General features: G+C 44.1%; 16 protein-coding genes and 1 other RNA gene. 10 read left to right on the forward strand and 7 right to left on the reverse strand.

The window, feature by feature from the left end:
* Window positions 1-2 precede the first annotated feature (2 nt).
* The 5 genes from DQQ10_RS20030 to DQQ10_RS20050 all read right to left on the reverse strand — a co-directional run bounded on the left by DQQ10_RS20030 (window position 3) and on the right by DQQ10_RS20050 (window position 7,843).
* Entirely contained in the window at window positions 3-1,154 is a 1,152-nt protein-coding gene (locus tag DQQ10_RS20030; protein WP_112748707.1) for a sigma-54-dependent transcriptional regulator, read from the reverse strand.
* Window positions 1,155-1,217: 63 nt separating this feature from the next.
* Window positions 1,218-1,621, reverse strand: an RNA gene (gene rnpB / locus DQQ10_RS20035) — RNase P RNA component class A.
* Between the two features lie 248 nt (window positions 1,622-1,869).
* Entirely contained in the window at window positions 1,870-2,268 is a 399-nt protein-coding gene (locus DQQ10_RS20040) for a T3SS (YopN, CesT) and YbjN peptide-binding chaperone 1 (protein ID WP_112748708.1), read from the reverse strand.
* Between the two features lie 78 nt (window positions 2,269-2,346).
* Window positions 2,347-3,255, reverse strand: a complete 909-nt coding sequence (locus DQQ10_RS20045) for a DUF2279 domain-containing protein (protein WP_245970479.1) — start codon at window positions 3,253-3,255, stop codon at window positions 2,347-2,349.
* Window positions 3,218-7,843: a translocation/assembly module TamB domain-containing protein gene (locus DQQ10_RS20050; protein WP_112748710.1), complete on the reverse strand. Its 4,626-nt coding sequence runs from the start codon at window positions 7,841-7,843 to the stop codon at window positions 3,218-3,220. Before DQQ10_RS20050 ends, DQQ10_RS20045 begins: the two co-directional genes overlap by 38 nt.
* A 10-nt stretch (window positions 7,844-7,853) precedes the next feature.
* Here DQQ10_RS20050 and tsaD point away from each other — a divergent pair, with 10 nt between their 5' ends.
* The 4 genes from tsaD to DQQ10_RS20070 are packed head-to-tail and all read left to right on the forward strand — an operon-like array spanning window position 7,854 to window position 10,546.
* Entirely contained in the window at window positions 7,854-8,867 is a 1,014-nt protein-coding gene (gene tsaD, locus DQQ10_RS20055) for a tRNA (adenosine(37)-N6)-threonylcarbamoyltransferase complex transferase subunit TsaD (protein WP_112748711.1), read from the forward strand.
* 3 nt (window positions 8,868-8,870) lie between these two features.
* On the forward strand, window positions 8,871-9,266 hold the full coding sequence (locus tag DQQ10_RS20060) for a thioesterase family protein (RefSeq protein WP_112748712.1): 396 nt from the start codon (window positions 8,871-8,873) through the stop codon (window positions 9,264-9,266).
* A gap of 15 nt (window positions 9,267-9,281) precedes the next feature.
* Window positions 9,282-9,743: an SsrA-binding protein SmpB gene (smpB, locus tag DQQ10_RS20065; RefSeq protein WP_112748713.1), complete on the forward strand. Its 462-nt coding sequence runs from the start codon at window positions 9,282-9,284 to the stop codon at window positions 9,741-9,743.
* Between the two features lie 11 nt (window positions 9,744-9,754).
* The gene (locus DQQ10_RS20070) at window positions 9,755-10,546 is read left to right on the forward strand and encodes a C40 family peptidase (protein ID WP_112748714.1); all 792 of its coding nucleotides are present in this window, start codon (window positions 9,755-9,757) and stop codon (window positions 10,544-10,546) included.
* A gap of 199 nt (window positions 10,547-10,745) precedes the next feature.
* Here DQQ10_RS20070 and DQQ10_RS20075 read toward each other — a convergent pair whose 3' ends face one another.
* Together DQQ10_RS20075 and DQQ10_RS20080 are read right to left on the reverse strand one after the other, a co-directional pair.
* Window positions 10,746-11,564, reverse strand: coding sequence for a hypothetical protein (locus DQQ10_RS20075; protein WP_112748715.1), 819 nt, complete (start codon window positions 11,562-11,564; stop codon window positions 10,746-10,748).
* 152 nt (window positions 11,565-11,716) lie between these two features.
* A complete protein-coding gene (locus tag DQQ10_RS20080; RefSeq protein ID WP_112748716.1) occupies window positions 11,717-12,253 on the reverse strand; it encodes a hypothetical protein in 537 nt (178 codons plus the stop codon).
* A 422-nt stretch (window positions 12,254-12,675) separates the two neighbouring features.
* On the opposite strand from DQQ10_RS20080, the gene DQQ10_RS20085 reads away from it, so the two are divergent.
* From DQQ10_RS20085 to DQQ10_RS20110, 6 genes are all read left to right on the forward strand, one after another.
* The gene (locus tag DQQ10_RS20085) at window positions 12,676-13,185 is read left to right on the forward strand and encodes an HNH endonuclease (RefSeq protein ID WP_112748717.1); all 510 of its coding nucleotides are present in this window, start codon (window positions 12,676-12,678) and stop codon (window positions 13,183-13,185) included.
* Between the two features lie 20 nt (window positions 13,186-13,205).
* Window positions 13,206-13,982 (forward strand): SDR family NAD(P)-dependent oxidoreductase, encoded by a 777-nt coding sequence (locus DQQ10_RS20090; RefSeq protein WP_112748718.1) that lies wholly within the window; start codon window positions 13,206-13,208, stop codon window positions 13,980-13,982.
* A 25-nt stretch (window positions 13,983-14,007) separates the two neighbouring features.
* On the forward strand, window positions 14,008-14,850 hold the full coding sequence (locus DQQ10_RS20095; protein WP_112748719.1) for a fumarylacetoacetate hydrolase family protein: 843 nt from the start codon (window positions 14,008-14,010) through the stop codon (window positions 14,848-14,850).
* Window positions 14,851-14,867: 17 nt separating this feature from the next.
* Entirely contained in the window at window positions 14,868-15,707 is an 840-nt protein-coding gene (locus tag DQQ10_RS20100; RefSeq protein ID WP_112748720.1) for an amidohydrolase family protein, read from the forward strand.
* 435 nt (window positions 15,708-16,142) lie between these two features.
* The gene (locus DQQ10_RS20105) at window positions 16,143-16,922 is read left to right on the forward strand and encodes an L-fucose dehydrogenase (RefSeq protein WP_112748721.1); all 780 of its coding nucleotides are present in this window, start codon (window positions 16,143-16,145) and stop codon (window positions 16,920-16,922) included.
* Window positions 16,923-17,076: 154 nt separating this feature from the next.
* Window positions 17,077-17,664, forward strand: a complete 588-nt coding sequence (locus DQQ10_RS20110) for a TetR/AcrR family transcriptional regulator (RefSeq protein WP_112748722.1) — start codon at window positions 17,077-17,079, stop codon at window positions 17,662-17,664.
* Window positions 17,665-17,673: the final 9 nt, after the last annotated feature.

The following is a 17,673-nucleotide window of genomic DNA, read 5'->3' on the forward strand; positions in this document are numbered from 1 at the left end:
AATTAAAGATATCGTTTTACATCATCTCCCGTAATTTCGTCGCCACTCATAATCACCAGGCGTTCAATAACGTTACGAAGTTCACGGATGTTACCCGTCCAGTTGTGTTCTTTCAAAGCAGTAAGTGCTTTTGTATGCAGCGTTTTCTTTTTCGCGCCATACTCTTCGGCGATATCATTTAAGAATTTGTCGCTCAGAAGACCGATGTCGTCTTTCCTGTCATTTAGCGCCGGAACCTTCACGACGATAACACTAAGCCTGTGGTAAAGGTCTTCACGAAATCTATTTTCTTCTATCTCTTTCTTCAAATCTTTGTTGGTAGCCGCGACAACGCGAACATTTACACTGATCTCTTTGTCTCCGCCAACACGCGTAATTTTATTTTCTTGCAGTGCGCGAAGTACTTTTGCTTGGGCGGACAAACTCATGTCACCAATTTCATCCAAGAACAAAGTGCCCCCTTCTGCTAGTTCAAATTTTCCTAGTCGCTGTTTAATGGCCGATGTGAACGAACCCTTCTCGTGTCCAAATAATTCGCTTTCGATAAGTTCAGAAGGAATTGCCGCGCAGTTTACTTCGACTAATGGTCCCTCAGCACGTTTACTTTTTTCGTGAACCCATCGCGCAACAAGTTCTTTTCCTGATCCATTAGGCCCTGTGACCAATACGCGTGCATCAGTAGGGGCAACTTTGTCGATCATCTCTTTGATTTGTTTGATGGGTTCAGATTCACCCACCATATCGAATTTTTTAGAGACCTTCTTACGAAGTGTTTTTGTTTCTTTAACGAGCGTTGTTTTTTCGAGCGCGTTTCGAAGCGTTATTTCCAAGCGCCCAAGATCGAATGGTTTTTGAAGGAAATCGAATGCCCCTTTCTTCACGGCTTCTACGGCGACATCAATTGTTCCATGTGCAGAAATAATGATGAAGTTGGTGGGAATCTCAGCTTGTTTCGACTTTTCGAGCACTTCAAGGCCATCCATTTTTGGCATCTTGATATCGCAAAGACATAGGTCGAATGCACCTTGCTCAAGTTTTTTGAACCCTTCTTGTCCGTCTGCCGCTTCTTGAACGTCGTGATCTTTTTCTTCGAGAATCTCTTTTAAGATTGCTCTGATTTTATTGTCATCTTCGATGATGAGTATCTTAGCCATGCTTGGAATTGTTAACCGCTAAAAATAAAAAAAACCTGATCGCTTTCACTAACGATCAGGTTTAAAAATAGTAAGCCTATAAGCCGGGTTCTGTTTCCTGCGATTGCTCGAAGGACTCTTATCATTTATCTAGCCCCATCATCACTAATGGGATCAATCAGTCTACCCGCCACGCCTGTTCCAGCTAGCCGGAACAATTCACGAGCCGCAAACCTCCGAAGAGAACGTGGCCTATTTGACCTTTCAGCGTGTAAGGTTTACCATGCACTCAGTATCACTACCAAGCCGGTGAGCTCTTACCTCGCCTTTTCACCTTTTCCTCCGATATGATCAGAGGTAGTTTGTTTTCTGTGGCACTTTCTGTCTTTCCCGATTACTCAGGAAAGCCTTCCCGTTAGGAAGTACACTGCTCTACGCTGCCCGGACTTTCCTCCTTGATTACTCACGGCGATAAGACGGCTTACTCTTGCAAAGCTAATTCTTTTTTGGTTCTGGAAACAGGTGCGGGAAATAGCTGCGAGTTTCGAGCTACGAGTTACGAGAAGTTATCTGTTACTGCCCAGTTTCACCGGGTTTAAACCCGGTGAAACTGGTTATGAGAAGAAGTTATCTGTTATCTGTTGCTTTCCCTGCATTCCCTCGAACACTCGAACACTTGAACACTCGAACACTTGAACACTCGAACACTTGTATTAACCCCAACACGTCAACACTCCTAATGAATATCTTTCCCGGTAAGTTTGTCTTCGTAATGATCAGCGAGCTGGGCTACTTCTTGGATCATTTCTTTTACTTGATCTTCCGATACAGAATTGGCCAAGCATGATGCTTCAACTTTTAGATAGCCGTCTTCGAGTACAAACTTGCTATAGTCGAAGTGAGCATTTTGTTCGAGAAGATTTTTAAGATCAAGACCATCTTTAAATTCACAAACTTTTGAAGAGAAGATCGCTTGGTCACGTCCAGAGACTGGACTCTTTTGCGTGCTGGCGAGAACCGTTTGAAAGCGGCTTCCATTGATTGGAACCACCACTACAGAACGCGTATGGTCGTAGTCTGTAAACTGACCACCAATTTGATCAGCGTACTGCTGAATATGTTTCATGATGCTCATAGGGTCCTTTAATTTGTTAGGCATATTCAAGTTATAAAAATTGGGCGGGAAATTACGCAAAACGTTAGCTTAAAAAAATCAGAATGCCAACGGGCGAAAACGAAAATTACCTTTTGAGTACTCGACAGCAGGGGATGGAAGTTTTAACATGTTTACGAGAAACAATACGGTCTTTAAAAATTTCGATCGGGTATGGATCGCCGTGAGGTCGAAGTCAATACCTAAATAATATTGGCGATATGGATCACCAAACCCTTGCTCGATGTTTTGCTGATCGCGCGCGTATACCATTCCTTCCGCCCCATAGCCTACAGCGATATTGAGCCACTTCGGAAATTTTGTAAACTTGTCCACATCAATGGATAGCCAATAGGTTTGCCCGTTATAGTCTTTTAAGGCTTCACTAAAAAATCCATCACCTAAAACATTCGGACGCTCTCTGGCGAAATCCGTAGGCCGAAAAGAATATTTCGGATAAATTCTGATCTCATTCCATAAACGCGATTGCCCAAAATACAACAACGATCCGGAAGCATTCGCCAACAGGTCGCCCGTCGATGCGCCATAAGCGTCAGAAAATCCATCCATGATTTCAATGGGTATCATAACTGTAAAACCCGTAAGCGCACCTGCAAGGTCTGCTTTTCTATCAGGCACATTGCACCACTTCAATGCCTTCGCGGTGCCGTAACTAAAATAGAATGTTGAAAAAAAATGACCAAGCTTGTCTACCTGTTTCCACTCAGGGTTATCGTTGAAGAATTGAAACGATTGTTGTTCAGCGTTCTTGTACCACAACTGGTGAAGTCCCACGAGCGTAACGCCATAAGCAGCAGACGATGTCCAAACAAGTCGCTTGAGGCGTTTCTTGTTCACATGGGATGCCGTATCGACAGGCTGCGCAGTAAGTGCAAACGATGAAAAGAGTATTAAGGAAAGTATGAAAGACTTACTCGCTGCCGCCATCGTCATCTTCCTTTTTTGCATCCTTGTTCGCACCTGGGTTCTGTTCTTCCGCAGGTTTTTCTTCCGACGCGTCTTCCAGCGCTTTCTTTTCTTCTGCTTTTAGCTTCTTCTCTCGGCTGCGCTTCCAAAGGTCCTTCAACTCGTTAAAGCTTTGTGTATGCGTTAGGCTGGCTCCAGTCGTGATCGTCGATTGATTGTTCACAGAACTCAATACTGAATTTTGATTCGCGCGACTATACATCTTCGCGCGTAGCTTTCCGTCAGGCGTGAGCATGTACTCGATGGTGATATCCCCCGCAACACTCGATGGACTTCGTTGTGGATTTGCGTTGTTGGTGGGTGTGCTGGTGGTGTTGTTAAAGGTACCATCGGCAGTCACCCTAAATCTTCCGAATGGATACGACAACCGAAGCTGGAATGTATTGAACGCGTTTTCATCAAAGGATCCAAGATCAAGATCTACTTCTAGATTTTCATCCACTTGACTTATCCAGTGACTAAGCTGATTCGAGAGCAATTCGCTCACGCTATTACTCACAGAACCACTAGCGTCGAAAGCATCGGGCGGAGAAAACTTCTGTAGTACGATCAATGAAAAAACTTGTCGATAGAGTTCTTGCTCATCGAGTTTGTTTTTAAATACCGTAAATGCAAGGTTAAGGTTCACAGGGTTGCCTTCCGTGTTTGCAATGTTCTGCGGCAGATTCGGTGCAACGATATCGAATGTAAAGGATGGTGATTGCATTTGCCCCTCGAGGCGAAGCAATACTTCAACAGGATATTTTTTTCGCACCTGTGCCAACGCCCTTGCTTTATCATCCAGGATCAGCGGCGCCAAACTAGCTTGTTCCTTGTACGATGCATTGATGTTCAAAATACCCAAGTACGGGTCGCCGTACCAAGCAATTTGACTTCCCCGCTTAATGACGAACTGTTTGTTAATTACGTTATAGAGTGTGAAGTTGTAAAAACCCTCCGTAAATTCGAAAGGCCCAAACATATTGAATTCTCCTTTGGTGTCTAACTGAAGTTTAAGTTCACCATTACCACGACCACGAATGATATCACCCGCTTTTTGGTCGAAGATGATTTCACCATAAGCATCAGGTGTTACATCCAAATTGAGGTCGAATGTGATGCCAGAGAGATCGACCTTGTTACTTTGGCCAGGTCTTAGTTTCGCTGTTGATAGTGTGTCTTTAAAATCGATGAAAGTGATGAAATCTTTTTTGTCTACCGATGAAGTTCCGCCAATGGGAATGTAGACGCGTGTATTCTTTTCTGTTTTCGCCGTGCTTGTGATTTTAAGGTTATTTACTGGCCCATAAAAATTTACTTCTCCCGTGCTATACGCCTGTCCGTAAAAGAGGTTGTTGTCTTTGACAGTTGTGTTCAGTACCTGAAAATTGTTGAACGTAGCATCCAGGTTCACAAACATACTGTAAAAGTTGTCGTGCGATATGGTGCCTTTGAAGGTTCCTTTGTTGCGATAAACGTCGGTTAAATCAAGGTCCTTAAAATAGATTGATGTCGGTGTCAATCCGATAATTCCTTTTACGCGATACATCGTTCGAAGGTAGTCGACCATGAGCATGCCGTCATTGCCAATAAGCCCTTCACCATTGATCATTGGATGAGACAGTGTTCCCTTGATGTCAAAATCTCCAGACACCGTTCCGTTTATATGACTGACAATCCCTTTTAAGAACGGTTCCAATATCTTCAGTTCTGCTTTGTCTAGTTTTGCAACCATGTTCACGGGATCTGTTTTGATTGAAGGCGTATAATCTCCCGTGAGGTTGATAATACGTTTCTCTTCACGGTCTACGAAAAGGTTGACGGTAAACTTGTGGGCTATGGTGTCCCAAACATTTCTGCCTTGAATATCACCGATGAGAAAATCATTCATGGTTAGCCCATGGATGTTGATGTCGTTTTGCATGGACGGTTCACGATAGAGATCATTAACGTCGACACGTGCATCAACTACGCCTTTGAATTTGTTTGATGATAACACGTTCAAGATCGACAGGTCTAGCTTGTCTACGGTAAGCGTTAACTTCTCATGCGGATCAAGTGACATTTTTCCATGTGCACTGATGGACTGATCGGCATTGGTCAGTGTGAGGTTATTAAAATACCATTGATCGCGTTGAATGGATACGAAATTTCCAGGCGCAAACGTCCAGTCGCGCTCCAGTAGCTTGAGCGACGACGGTGCCATTGATACCAATGTAGAGTCGCGCATAAAATCAACGGCACCTTTGAGCCGCACTTGATTAGTTTTATTTACTTGGTTAGCGTCGATGCCGAAGTCGATGTGACTTTGATTCCAAATTGCTTCTGCTAAAAGATTTTCTGTGCTTAAGTTTTTGTTGATGTATTGATTCGTCGATGTCACCGTAGCCATCGCCAATACACTGGTGCTATCGGTGATTTTTGAAACCGTGATGTCTGCTTCATTTTTAGCAAATGACATTCCATTGTAAACCAGGGAATCAAATGTTGTATAGGCGTTAAAGATTGTGGTGCGACCACTGGTGAATCGTCCTTCAATATGGGTATTTTTTGAGATGTCGAAATCAATATTCAAAAGTTCCGATACGGGAGCAATGTCTTTGAGTTGTAAATTGATGGTCGCGGCGTATGACTTGGGAACGTATGTTTTGTTTTGGTAGTAATTTTCAATTTCTTTTTTATCGTTGCGAATGTTCAATGCGACTTCATGCGATAGTATTCTGAGGTCGCGTGATAAATCTGAATAGTAAAAGTTCCCGTTCACCAATAAGTCTACCAGCGACGATTCAATTTGGATGGATCGATTTTCTTTGTCACGTAAAGCATTAACATGTATGTGATCAAGCGAAAGCCATTGATCAGCATAGTTTACTTTTAGGTCATTCACGTTGGCAACACCTTGCAATGAATCCAACGATAAGCCTGAAATGTCGGCATTCACATGCGCGTGGATAAACAGCGGCTCACGTGAAAGGTTAAGTTCATGAAGATAAACGGTGTCTACTTGTCCGATCACACGGATTTGATTTCTGCCTTCACGCAAGTCGATGGAGCCTCTCGCTTTGAGTTGCAAATTAGGATCATCAATTTCAACCATTCCCCGGAAGAGCCCAGAAGCAAAGCGTGCATCGGTAACAATGTTGGTGTAATTGTATCGGTAGATACCAATCGAGTTTACATTACCTGTCAATTGAAAATCTGCAGTGTTTTGTGTAAGTCCAGAACCGCTAACCCTACCGTTGAGATTAACCTTTTGGAAATAGACTGTGTCATTCAAATAGGCACCCAGGTCGAAGTTAGAGAGCGTAAGGCGACCGCTATATTCTGAACGATCAAAGTTCTCTTCATTTACCTTGAAGTTTATGTCGGATCGGATGTTACCGAGCTTTCCTTGGAAACTTCCATTGGCGACAAAGTCGGAGGGGTATCCGAGGAATTGACCGCTCATACTGACGATACCCATAGGCTGAAGTCTGCTGATGACTGTTTCATTGAGAATAAATGATAAGTCGCGTGGGTCGAGGCGTGAGTCTTTTACATTTAAGTTGATGAAGGTTTCATTGATATTCGGAAGCCCATCCATGTCGAGTGCTCCCATAAGCGTTGTGTTGCCGATGCTCAAATCCATTTTGGTGAACTTGAACTTGTCTACTCGTCCGTTGAATGTTCCCGTGAGTCGCATCGGCTTTTGGATGCGTTCAACACCAGGGGCAAAGAGCGCGAGATCTTTTGGATTGATTAGCGTGTTCTTGAGATGTGCGTGAATTTTCACTTTACTTACAAAGTGGTTGAGATCCAGTTGCCTTTTATATTGAAAAATGACGGTGTCGGTGATGGTACTTTCGCCGGCTTGCAGATTAAGGCCGGTAAATTCCATTCCGGTTTGCGAGATCCGGAAAAAGGTCGACAGCTGCTTTATCCCAAACTTCGTTTTCTGGTCTTCAGCGATGAGTGTTTTTACGTTGAACTCAACCGTGTCGCCCAACACAACGAAGCTTTTGAGTTGGCCTTCATCAACAGCCAGTGAAAAATGATGGTAGTCAAAGCCTGACTTGATAGAATCCTGGTCTTGGTTGACGTACGAGAACTGGCTTTGGTTGACGAACGCCTCACCAATGTTTATCCGTGGCGATTTGCCGCCGCCGCCGCTACCGCCAAAATTGCTGTTTATGCGGTTGATGAGTACGTTGATATTAAGGTTTCTGCTGGTGTCGTCTTCCTGGATATTGGTGAGGTAAACGTGTGCGCTGTCTACAAAAATACCGTCGATGTTGATGTCGGACTCTTCAAAAAGGTTAGAAATCTTGAAATTGATAAGGATATTGTCGGCGCGGATCATGGGGTTGCCTTCGGGGTCCATGATTTTGACGCCGTCAAGTTCCAGTCGGTCGAACCAAAGCATGCTGAAACTTTCCACAGAAGTTGGAAATCCTACAGCTTTTGTGAAGTCTTTTAGGTAATGGTTGATAAGATAACTCTGGACGGGGGGCATCTGCAGGATGAGAAAAGCAGATATAATTAGAAACAGTAGCCCCGTAACGGTGTAGGCAAATGCTTTTCGAATTCTATTTTTGATAACTTGCCGATTCATTTGTCAACCTATGCGTCCCGTTATCCTTGCCATTGAGTCTTCGTGCGATGAAACGTCTGCCTCCGTCATAAGCAACGGCAAGGTACTTAATAATATTATCGCCTCACAGGCAGTGCACCAAAAATACGGCGGTGTGGTTCCTGAGTTGGCATCTCGTGCCCATCAACAAAGCATTGTCTGGGTCGTCGACGAAGCCATGCAAAAGTCGGGCAAGAAATTAACAGATTTGGATGCCGTCGCGTTCACCCGTGGACCTGGCTTAATCGGCTCTTTGTTAGTAGGTGTTTCGTTTGCAAAAGGACTGTCGTTAGGACTCAACGTTCCACTTATCGAAGTAAACCACATGCAAGCCCACGTCCTGGCGCATTTCATCGACGATCCGAAACCACGGTTCCCTTTCCTATGTCTAACCGTAAGCGGTGGACATACGCAAATTGTGCTGGTGAAGGATTTTTTGGATATGGAAGTAATCGGCGAAACGCATGATGACGCGGTGGGTGAAGCCTTCGACAAGGCTGCGAAGATTATCGGACTTCCTTACCCCGGCGGGCCTCTCATCGATCACTACGCCAAACAGGGAAATCCAAAAGCTTTTTCCTTTCCCGATAGTGCCATGCCCGGACTCGATTTTTCTTTCAGCGGCATCAAAACTGCTTTTCTCTACTTCATCAGAGACGAAAAGATAAAGAACCCCGCCTTCGTGGAGGAGAATATGAATGATATATGTGCCAGTATTCAGCACCATTTGGTGAAAATGTTGTTAACACGGGTACAGCAGGCTGTGAAGCAGACCGGCATTAAGCAAATCGCCATTGCAGGAGGCGTGTCGGCAAACTCTGGCTTACGGACCAGTCTCGTTGCGTTAGGAGAGAAGCAGGGGTGGGATATTTTTATTCCTGCTTTTGAATATTGTACCGATAACGCCGGAATGATTGCCATGGCAGCACATTATAAGTATTTGAAAAATGATTTTTGCTCGCTCGATGTCACGCCATTGGCGAGAATGCCAATCGGTATTTCTTAAACCATGAAAGCAAATGTCAATGTAGGAGATCAAAAAGTGTATCGCTATCGTGTTACGGCCGATGACGTTGCTGCTTTTCGTGGAGATATCGTGCATCCTGTATGTGCTACGTTTGCCTTGGCTAGAGAAATTGAATGGAGCAGCAGACTATTTGTGCTTGACATGCGCGATGATGACGAAGAAGGCATCGGTACATTTTTAACCATAAATCATAAAGGCCCTGCTTTTGTAGGAGATGAAATTATATTCACGGCTACTGTCGAAACGCTGCAAGGACATGAATTGATTTGTACCTTTCATGCCTATGTCGCCACGCGCTTGATAGCTGAAGGCAAGACGGGACAAAAAATATTAAAGAAGGAAAAGATAAAACAGCTCTTCGGTGCTGTTGGATCGTAGATTAGAATAGAAAAAATGAAATCAAGATTTTCAAACGATATTAACATCAGAAATCGTCAAGCAGGATTTGAGTACGAACTGCTGGATAAGTATATCGCGGGCATGGTATTGACGGGAACTGAAATCAAATCTATCCGCGAAGGCAAAGTGAATCTACAAGACGGATTTTGCTATTTCAATAACGACGAACTTTTTGTGAAGGGAATAAACATCACGCCCTATGCGCAAGGCACCCATTACAACCATGTGGCTACACGCGAACGCAAGTTGTTGCTGAAGCGGGCGGAGATTAAAAAACTCGAAACGAAGACGGAAGAGAAAGGATTTACGTTGATACCCACACGGTTGTTCATCAATGATCGTGGGTTAGCTAAATTGGAAATTGCATTGGCACGCGGGAAGAAGTTACACGATAAGCGTGATAGTATTCGCGAGCGAGATGCTAAGCGCGAATTAAATCGCTTAAAACTTAAATAATATTGGTCTGCATGGAGAATTTGGAATTTGGTGTTTGCCGTCTGAGTGTTGTACCCGTTCGCGGAGAAGCTTCAGATAGAGCGGAACAAGTCACGCAACTTCTGTTTGGAGATCACTATGAACTTCTGGAGTGGCATAAAGAAAGGAAATGGTGTCGCATCAGAATACAATACGATCAATACGAAGGTTGGATCGATGCCAAACAGCACCACGCCATCAATGAAGAATATTTTCATTATCTCGATCGTGCTGAATTCAAGATAACGACAGACCTCACGTCGAGTATGCTGTATAATAAAAGCCCATTACTCATTTTAATGGGGAGCATGATTCCGATCTCAAGCTCCGAACTCTTTAAGATGGAAGAGCAATTCGCATTCAATGGCGAGGCGAAAAATCTTGGGCAAAAACGTGAATACGATTACCTTAAAAATATTGCCATCAAATATTTGAATGCGCCGTATCTCTGGGGAGGAAAAAGTCCTTTCGGAATAGATTGCTCCGGTTTTGTACAAATGGTATTCAAGATTTGTGGTTATAAGCTGCTGCGCGATTCTTCACAGCAGGTAACACAAGGACGGAGTGTAGCAAGTCTTGCTGAGGCGCATGCGGGAGACTTAGCTTTTTTTAAGAATGCCGCCGGAAAGATCAATCATGTAGGCATTCTACTGAACGAAAATAAAATTATACACGCCTCAGGCCGTGTTCGTATCGACGCGCTGACTGAAGAAGGTATTTTCGCAGCCGACACGAAAAGCATTACACATACATTATCCGAAGTCAGGAGAGTGTTTGCCGAGTAAAATGCTGGCGGTTGCTCTACTCAAAGACATTCTTGTCCCTTCGCTGAAGCAATTGGTGATGGTTACCAGTTACCATTTATCGTATTTTCGATAACGGTTAACAGATGACAGTTAACAGATCACAGTTAACAGATCACGGTTAACAGATGACGGTTAACAGTTAACAGATAACTGATAACCGATAACCTAACACCCAAGATTATTCACAACTGTATCCGTATGTGTGCACTACCTCTAGTGTGCTCGCGGTAAACATCTGGGTTTCGAGAAGAACACCGTTCTCATTGCGCACGTAGATTTCCGATGCGCCTAAGGTCACGCCATCGCTATAATTTTTGAGTGATATCAAGTAACTGCTGGCGTCGTATTCTTTTACGATTTTATTCGTGAGCTCATCTTTCGTGTTGCGTTGAACGATTGTTGTGTTCAGTCCATTGTCATAGGTATAGACAGAATAGCCATCGAATGTGAACTTTTGGTCGTCGCGGACGGATTTTGTCAGGAGATTTCCTTCGTATGTATTGGTGTAGATGAGGTGATTCATGATCTCGTCGTTAGCGTTGAGATTTTTGTATTCGGTAATATTGCCTTTGTCGTCGAAGCTTGAGATCTGTTTGTTATTGGTATTGTTATGCAGGTCGTCGACGTGCTGCTGTGTTGTCTCTTGTTTGATCTTCCCATTTTCCCAATAGGTAATGGTTGTCGTTGAAAGTAGCTTCTGATCTGGACCAAATGTTTTGCGTTCGATAGGTTGTCCTGCGCTGTTGTACTTGAACTTGATCTCTTGGATTACGGCGTCGGTACCTTTTTCCAGATAACGAAGTTTGTCTGCGCCGTTAGCGTCTCGCAGCGTTAACGTGGTGATTACGTTCGGTGTTTTGGAGTCACGATGAACGGTAGTCAATACACAATCAGTCGTAATGACTTCTTTTTTGTTGGTGTCATCTTCGGAGCAACCAATAGCAAATAGCGACAATGATAGGCAAATGGCATTGCCAAGGATAGATTTTGGGGTCATACGTAAAACGGTTTTAAATGAAAATTAAAGCATTAAATACTCAGGCTGAGTAAATGTAACCTTTGGAGAGTACATATTTAATGTATCCGTATAACGAAAACGCTTCGAATTTATTTTTTTGTTAAGGTAGCGTGCAACTTGAGTGTCTGCCGTTAGTGATCCGAATGCCAAAAAACTTTTCTTCCTGTAGTATCGGTTAGCAGGAATCGGAGTGGCCTCGTGTGATTCTCGTGGTTACATTGAACAGACCATAGGCGGTTGTGCCTTTGAAGTTTAACGGAAGGTAACAACTGATCCGACGCATCGCTTTGCACTGCAACATTCTCTATGGTAAAGCCTTTCTTCTCTACCATGTATGTAACCGTATTACGGTGAACAGATTTATTTACGGTAGGCTTACGCATAAAATCAGTTACCGCGGCGGTATAGGCATTGGGTAATTTCAGTGCTTTAGCGCGCTGGTTATAGTATGCCTTTTTCTCAGGATCAAGTAGGATTGAACGAGCCCAGGCTGCAGCTTGTCGAAATGTAATACGCGTATTACGCTGCGCTTCGCTCTGGTTGCTGTTCTTCACTGGTTTTCGCAAAGGACTGGCAAACGTCTTTCCGCGCATGGTTCTAAACACTATGTTGTTACCAAACTTGCCACGAAGTCCTTCCATTAAAGATGTATCTGTTACTGTTGCCATAACGGTTTTGGTTTATATACTCATCACAAGTTGCAGCAATGGAATGACAATGAGTGACACTGACCAGCGTAACTATCGAAATTGGTTTGCGGCCCAGCAGTTTGATGCGTAAATTGATGCGCTTTGATGGAATACCTGGCATCGCACTACCATCGTCTTAGTTGCCGATTTCTCCGCTCTTTATCCACTCTCCCTCCGCTTTTCCTCCACGCTCGATCCGCTCTAACCATGTCGTAGTTCTTAGGTAGATCTTACTATCGTTCAGTTCACGGTTCACAGTTCATAGTTCACGGTTCATAGTTCACGGTTCACGGTTCACAGTTCACGGTTCATAGTTCACAGTTCACGGTTCACAGTTCACAGATAACCGATAACTAAAACCCACCCCTTGCTACTTCAAAATCAACTTCTTATATTTCATTATGAACAGCAGGGTCTTGGTACTGAATCAGGACAATAGTCCGTTAATGGTTTGCTCAGTGGAGCGTGCGTTTATCTTGGTGTTCCTTAACAAGAGTGAGATGGTGCGGTCATCGAATGGCCACAAGTTACACTCTGTTACGCACAGCTACCCGATGCCTTCCGTTATTCGCTTAAATCGATATGTTAACGCCCCTTACAAGGGCGTTAATCTTACCCGGCAGAATATATTCAAACGCGATAATCATGAATGCCAATATTGTGGGACTAAAAAAGAGCTCACGATAGATCACGTTACGCCGCGCGCGCGTGGCGGGATGGATACTTGGCATAACCTGGTTACCGCGTGTAAAAGATGTAATGCGAAGAAGGGTGAATATTCTCCCGAAGAAGCCAATATGCCATTGCGCAAAAAACCGTATAAGCCATCGTATTCTATTTTTCTCAAAGACCATATGAGCGGTCAGGCTGGCGAATGGGATGCTTTTCTCGCAGGGCATCATGGTCACTAATTCATCTGTATCTTTAATCCATGTTTAGTCTCAAAGGAAAAAATGCAGTCATTACCGGTGGAGGTAGTGGTATAGGTCGTGCTATCGCGGAATTATTCGCAGCGCAAGGCGCCACCGTTCATGTTGTTGAACTTAATCTTCAAGGCGCCGAAGAAACCATTCACAAAATTATTGCCGAGGGAGGCCAAGGATATGCGTGGTCGTGCAACGTTGCCGATCAGCAGCAGGTACTAGTAACCGTTGGCGCCATCATTGAAAAGCGTGGCGCCATCGACATACTCGTGAACAGCGCCGGCATAGCGCACGTTGGCAACATCGAGAAGACAAGTCCCGACGATTTCGATCGAATCTTTCACGTAAATGTCAAAGGCGTTTACAATACGATGTTCTCCGTTATTCCCGGGATGAAAGAAAAACGTCGAGGTGTGATATTAAATCTTGCTTCCGTTGCATCATCTGTCGGTATTCCGGATAGATTCGCATACTCGATGAGTAAAGGTGCTGTATTAACAATGACACTTTCCGTAGCCAAAGATTACTTGCAAGACAATATCCGCTGCAATTGTATTTCGCCTGCGCGAGTTCATACTGCCTTTGTCGATGGTTTTCTAAAAGCAAACTACCCAGGAAAAGAAGACGAGATGTTTGCAAAACTTTCGAAGACACAACCCATTGGACGGATGGGACGACCAGATGAAGTTGCTGCGTTGGCGCTTTACCTATGTGCTGATGAAGCATCGTTTGTAACCGGCTGTGATTATCCTGTCGACGGTGGATTTATTCGATTAAATAATTAAATCAATTAATAGTCATTTTTAAAATATGAAACTTATTCGTTTTGGAGAACCGGGACAGGAGAAACCCGGCGTTAGCATTAACAATGTCAACTATGATGCGTCAGCATTTGGTGAAGATTTCGGAGAACAATTTTTTGCCTCAAATGGATTGAAACGCTTTGCTGATTGGCTGAGCAAGAATACAAACCTACCCAAGCTCGATGCCGGTGTGCGTATAGGGGCACCGTTTACAAGACCATCGAAGATCATCTGCGTCGGATTAAATTACTCTGATCACGCGAAAGAAACGGGCGCCAAATTGCCTGAAGAACCGATTATATTCTTTAAAGCAACATCGGCATTATGCGGTCCAAACGATAAACTTATCATCCCACGAAACAGCACCAAGACTGATTGGGAAGTAGAACTTGGTGTAGTGATTGGGAAAGCCGCAAGCTACGTTAGCGAGCACGATGCAATGGAATATGTAGCGGGCTATTGTGTTCACAACGACTATAGTGAGCGCGCATTTCAATTAGAGCGCGGGGGGCAATGGGTGAAAGGAAAAAGCTGCGATACGTTTGCACCGATGGGACCTTATCTGGTAACAACCGATGAAATTAAGGATGTTCACAATTTGCGCTTGGTGCTAACCGTAAATGGAAAAGTCTTTCAGGATGGCAATACATCGAACATGGTATTTAAAGTTCCTTTTCTGGTGAGTTACATCAGCCAGTTTATGACCCTGCTGCCAGGTGATGTTATTTCAACCGGAACGCCTGCGGGTGTTGGACTAGGATTTAATCCACCGATCTTTATTAAGCCTGGTGATGTGATGGAACTTGCCATCGAGGGATTGGGTACGCAGAAACAAGTTGCATGGTCATAATGTGATTTGTTGTGGATATGTACACACCTTTGGATATCATCGATACACATCAGCATTTTTGGAAATATAATCCCGTGCGTGATAAGTGGATCACTGATGATATGGCTGTTCTACGAAGAGATTTTCTACCCGAACATCTTGCGCCTTTGTTGGAGAAAAATAATGTGAAGGGATGCGTGGCCGTACAAGCAGATCAATCACTGACGGAAACAGATTTTCTGTTGACGCTTGCACAAGAGAATGATTTTATCAAAGGTGTAGTAGGCTGGATTGATTTGCGCGCCGACGATTTGGACGATCAGTTGAAGTCGTATGAGTCGTTCGAAAAATTAAAGGGTTTCAGACACATCGTGCAAGGCGAGAAGTATGGTTTTCTCAGCGATGAAAATTTTATCCGTGGTGTAGCACGCCTTGCCGACTTTGATTACGCGTACGACTTGCTCGTCTATCATTACCAATTACCAGAAGTACTTGCGTTCCTTCCGGAAGTGCATCATGTGCGGATTGTGATTGATCATATGGCGAAACCATCCATCAAGACCGGCGAGAAAACGCATTGGGAATTAGACATGGCCGCAGTAGCTACTTTTAGTAATGTACACTGTAAGTTGTCAGGTCTTGTAACGGAAGCCGATCCCGAGTATTGGGATCATGATACATTCTTTCCCTATCTCGATGAGGTGTTTGAGATGTTTGGCCCATCACGCGTGATGTATGGCTCCGATTGGCCTGTATGTTTATTGGCTGCCGAGTACAACAAGCAGTTGGATATTATCTTAGATTACATCGAACGACTTTCATCTCGCGAACAGAAAATGGTGATGAGCGAAAATGCCATTCGATTTTATAATCTATAAGTAAAGAGAATAACGAATAACGAATGTGTAAGCCAACGCTCACCCTTCACTTCCCTAAAGGGCCCCGCCCTTAAATCGAGTTCCCTTGAGGGGCCAGGGAGAACACAAATCCATAGCTGAAGGAGATTGTTTTGAGTCAACAACACTGAATAACGAATAACGAATGTGTAAGCCAACGCTCACCCTTCACTTCCCTAAAGGGCCCGGCCGCAAATCGAGTTCTCTTGATGAAGGGCCGGGGGAAGACAAATCCATAGCTGAAGGAGATTGTTTTGAGTCAACAACACTGAATAACGATTAACGAATGTGTAAGCCAACGCTCACCCTTCACTTCCCTAAAGGGCCCCGCCCGCAATGATGTGCTCTAGAAGGGCTTGCACGATTAACTTTAAACTTTAAACTTTTTACGATTAACGATTAACCAAACCCAAAGCCATGGATCTTCAACTTCGCGATAAGGTTATCATAGTAACAGGCGGTGCCAAAGGTATTGGCGAAGGTATTGTACGTGCCCTTGCGCAGGAACGTGCTATCCCTGTGATTGTGGGTAGGAGTGAAGCGGATAATAGAAAAATACTTTCCGCTCTCTCCGACGTTGGAGCGGATGCTTTTCAAGTCGTGGCGGAGTTGTCGAAGCCAGAAGAATGTGAAAGCGCCGTTGCCTCCGTATTGAAGCAGTATGGAAGAATCGATGGACTGGTAAATAACGCTGGTGTAAACGACGGTGTCGGTTTGGAACATGGATCATATGATGCGTTTATGGCGTCGCTGCATAGAAATTTGGTTCATTATTATTTGATGGCACATCATGCGCTTCCGGCATTGATAAAATCTAAAGGAAGTATCGTTAACATTGGATCGAAGACCGCCGATACAGGACAGGGTAATACGTCTGCCTACGCAGCGTCTAACGGTGGAAGAAGTGCATTGACAAGAGAATGGGCTGTCGAGTTACTAAAATACAATATTCGTGTGAATGCCGTTATCGTCGCAGAGTGTTACACACCGTTGTATGAATCGTGGATACAGACTTTCGAAAATCCGGAAGAAAAGCTTAAAGCCATAACCGCGAGGATACCCTTTCAAAAACGCATGACCACAAGCGAAGAGATCGCGAACATGGTCGTATTTCTGCTCTCTGAAAGATCAAGTCACACCACAGGACAACTCATCTATGTAGACGGCGGCTACGTGCACCTGGATCGTGCGTTGTAAAAGTAGCATGACGATAAATTATCAGGTGACACTAAAGTAGCAGTACTGATAACAGATAACCGATAACAGATAACTTCTCGAAGCTCGCAGCTCGCAGCCAAACTAAAAAATACCGATCGGTATAAATTAAAATAATTTGTTATCTTTGCACCGCATGAAAGCAGCGCGTACACGGCAGTTTATTATTGAAAAAACGGCGCCTTTGTTCAATACGAAGGGGTTTGACGGGACGTCGTTGTCGGATATGGAGCAGGCTACCAAGTTAACGAAGGGTTCGATCTATGGTAATTTTCGGGATAAGGAAGAAATTGCTAGCGAGGCGTTTAAATTCTCCATGGAAAAAGTTCGCGAGCTTGCCCGGTCGAAAGTGGATGCGGCGATTACAAATAAAGAACAGCTCGTGGCCTTACTTGGGTTTTATGCAAGCTACGTTTTTGATCCGCCCATAAAAGGAGGATGTCCCTTGTTGAATACGGCGATCGAAGCGGATGATCATCGCAAGGGTATGCGGCGTGTGGTGGTTAAAGAGCTGACCAACACGATCGATTTCATTGCTGGTCTTTTAACAAAGGGGATAAAAGCCAAAGAATTTAAACGCGATGTGGATGCGCGATCGTTAGCGTACACTTTTTTTTGTGCAGTCGAAGGCGCTGTTATATTTTCGCGCGTCGAGCGATCGCGTGAGCCCATGGATATTGTGGTGGCACATTGTAAAGATGTTCTCGATAAAATTAGTACATAAGTAAAATTT

The sequence above is a fragment of the Pseudochryseolinea flava genome, assembly GCF_003286915.1.
In the GTDB taxonomy this organism is placed as follows: Bacteria; Bacteroidota; Bacteroidia; order Cytophagales; family Cyclobacteriaceae; genus Ohtaekwangia; species Ohtaekwangia flava.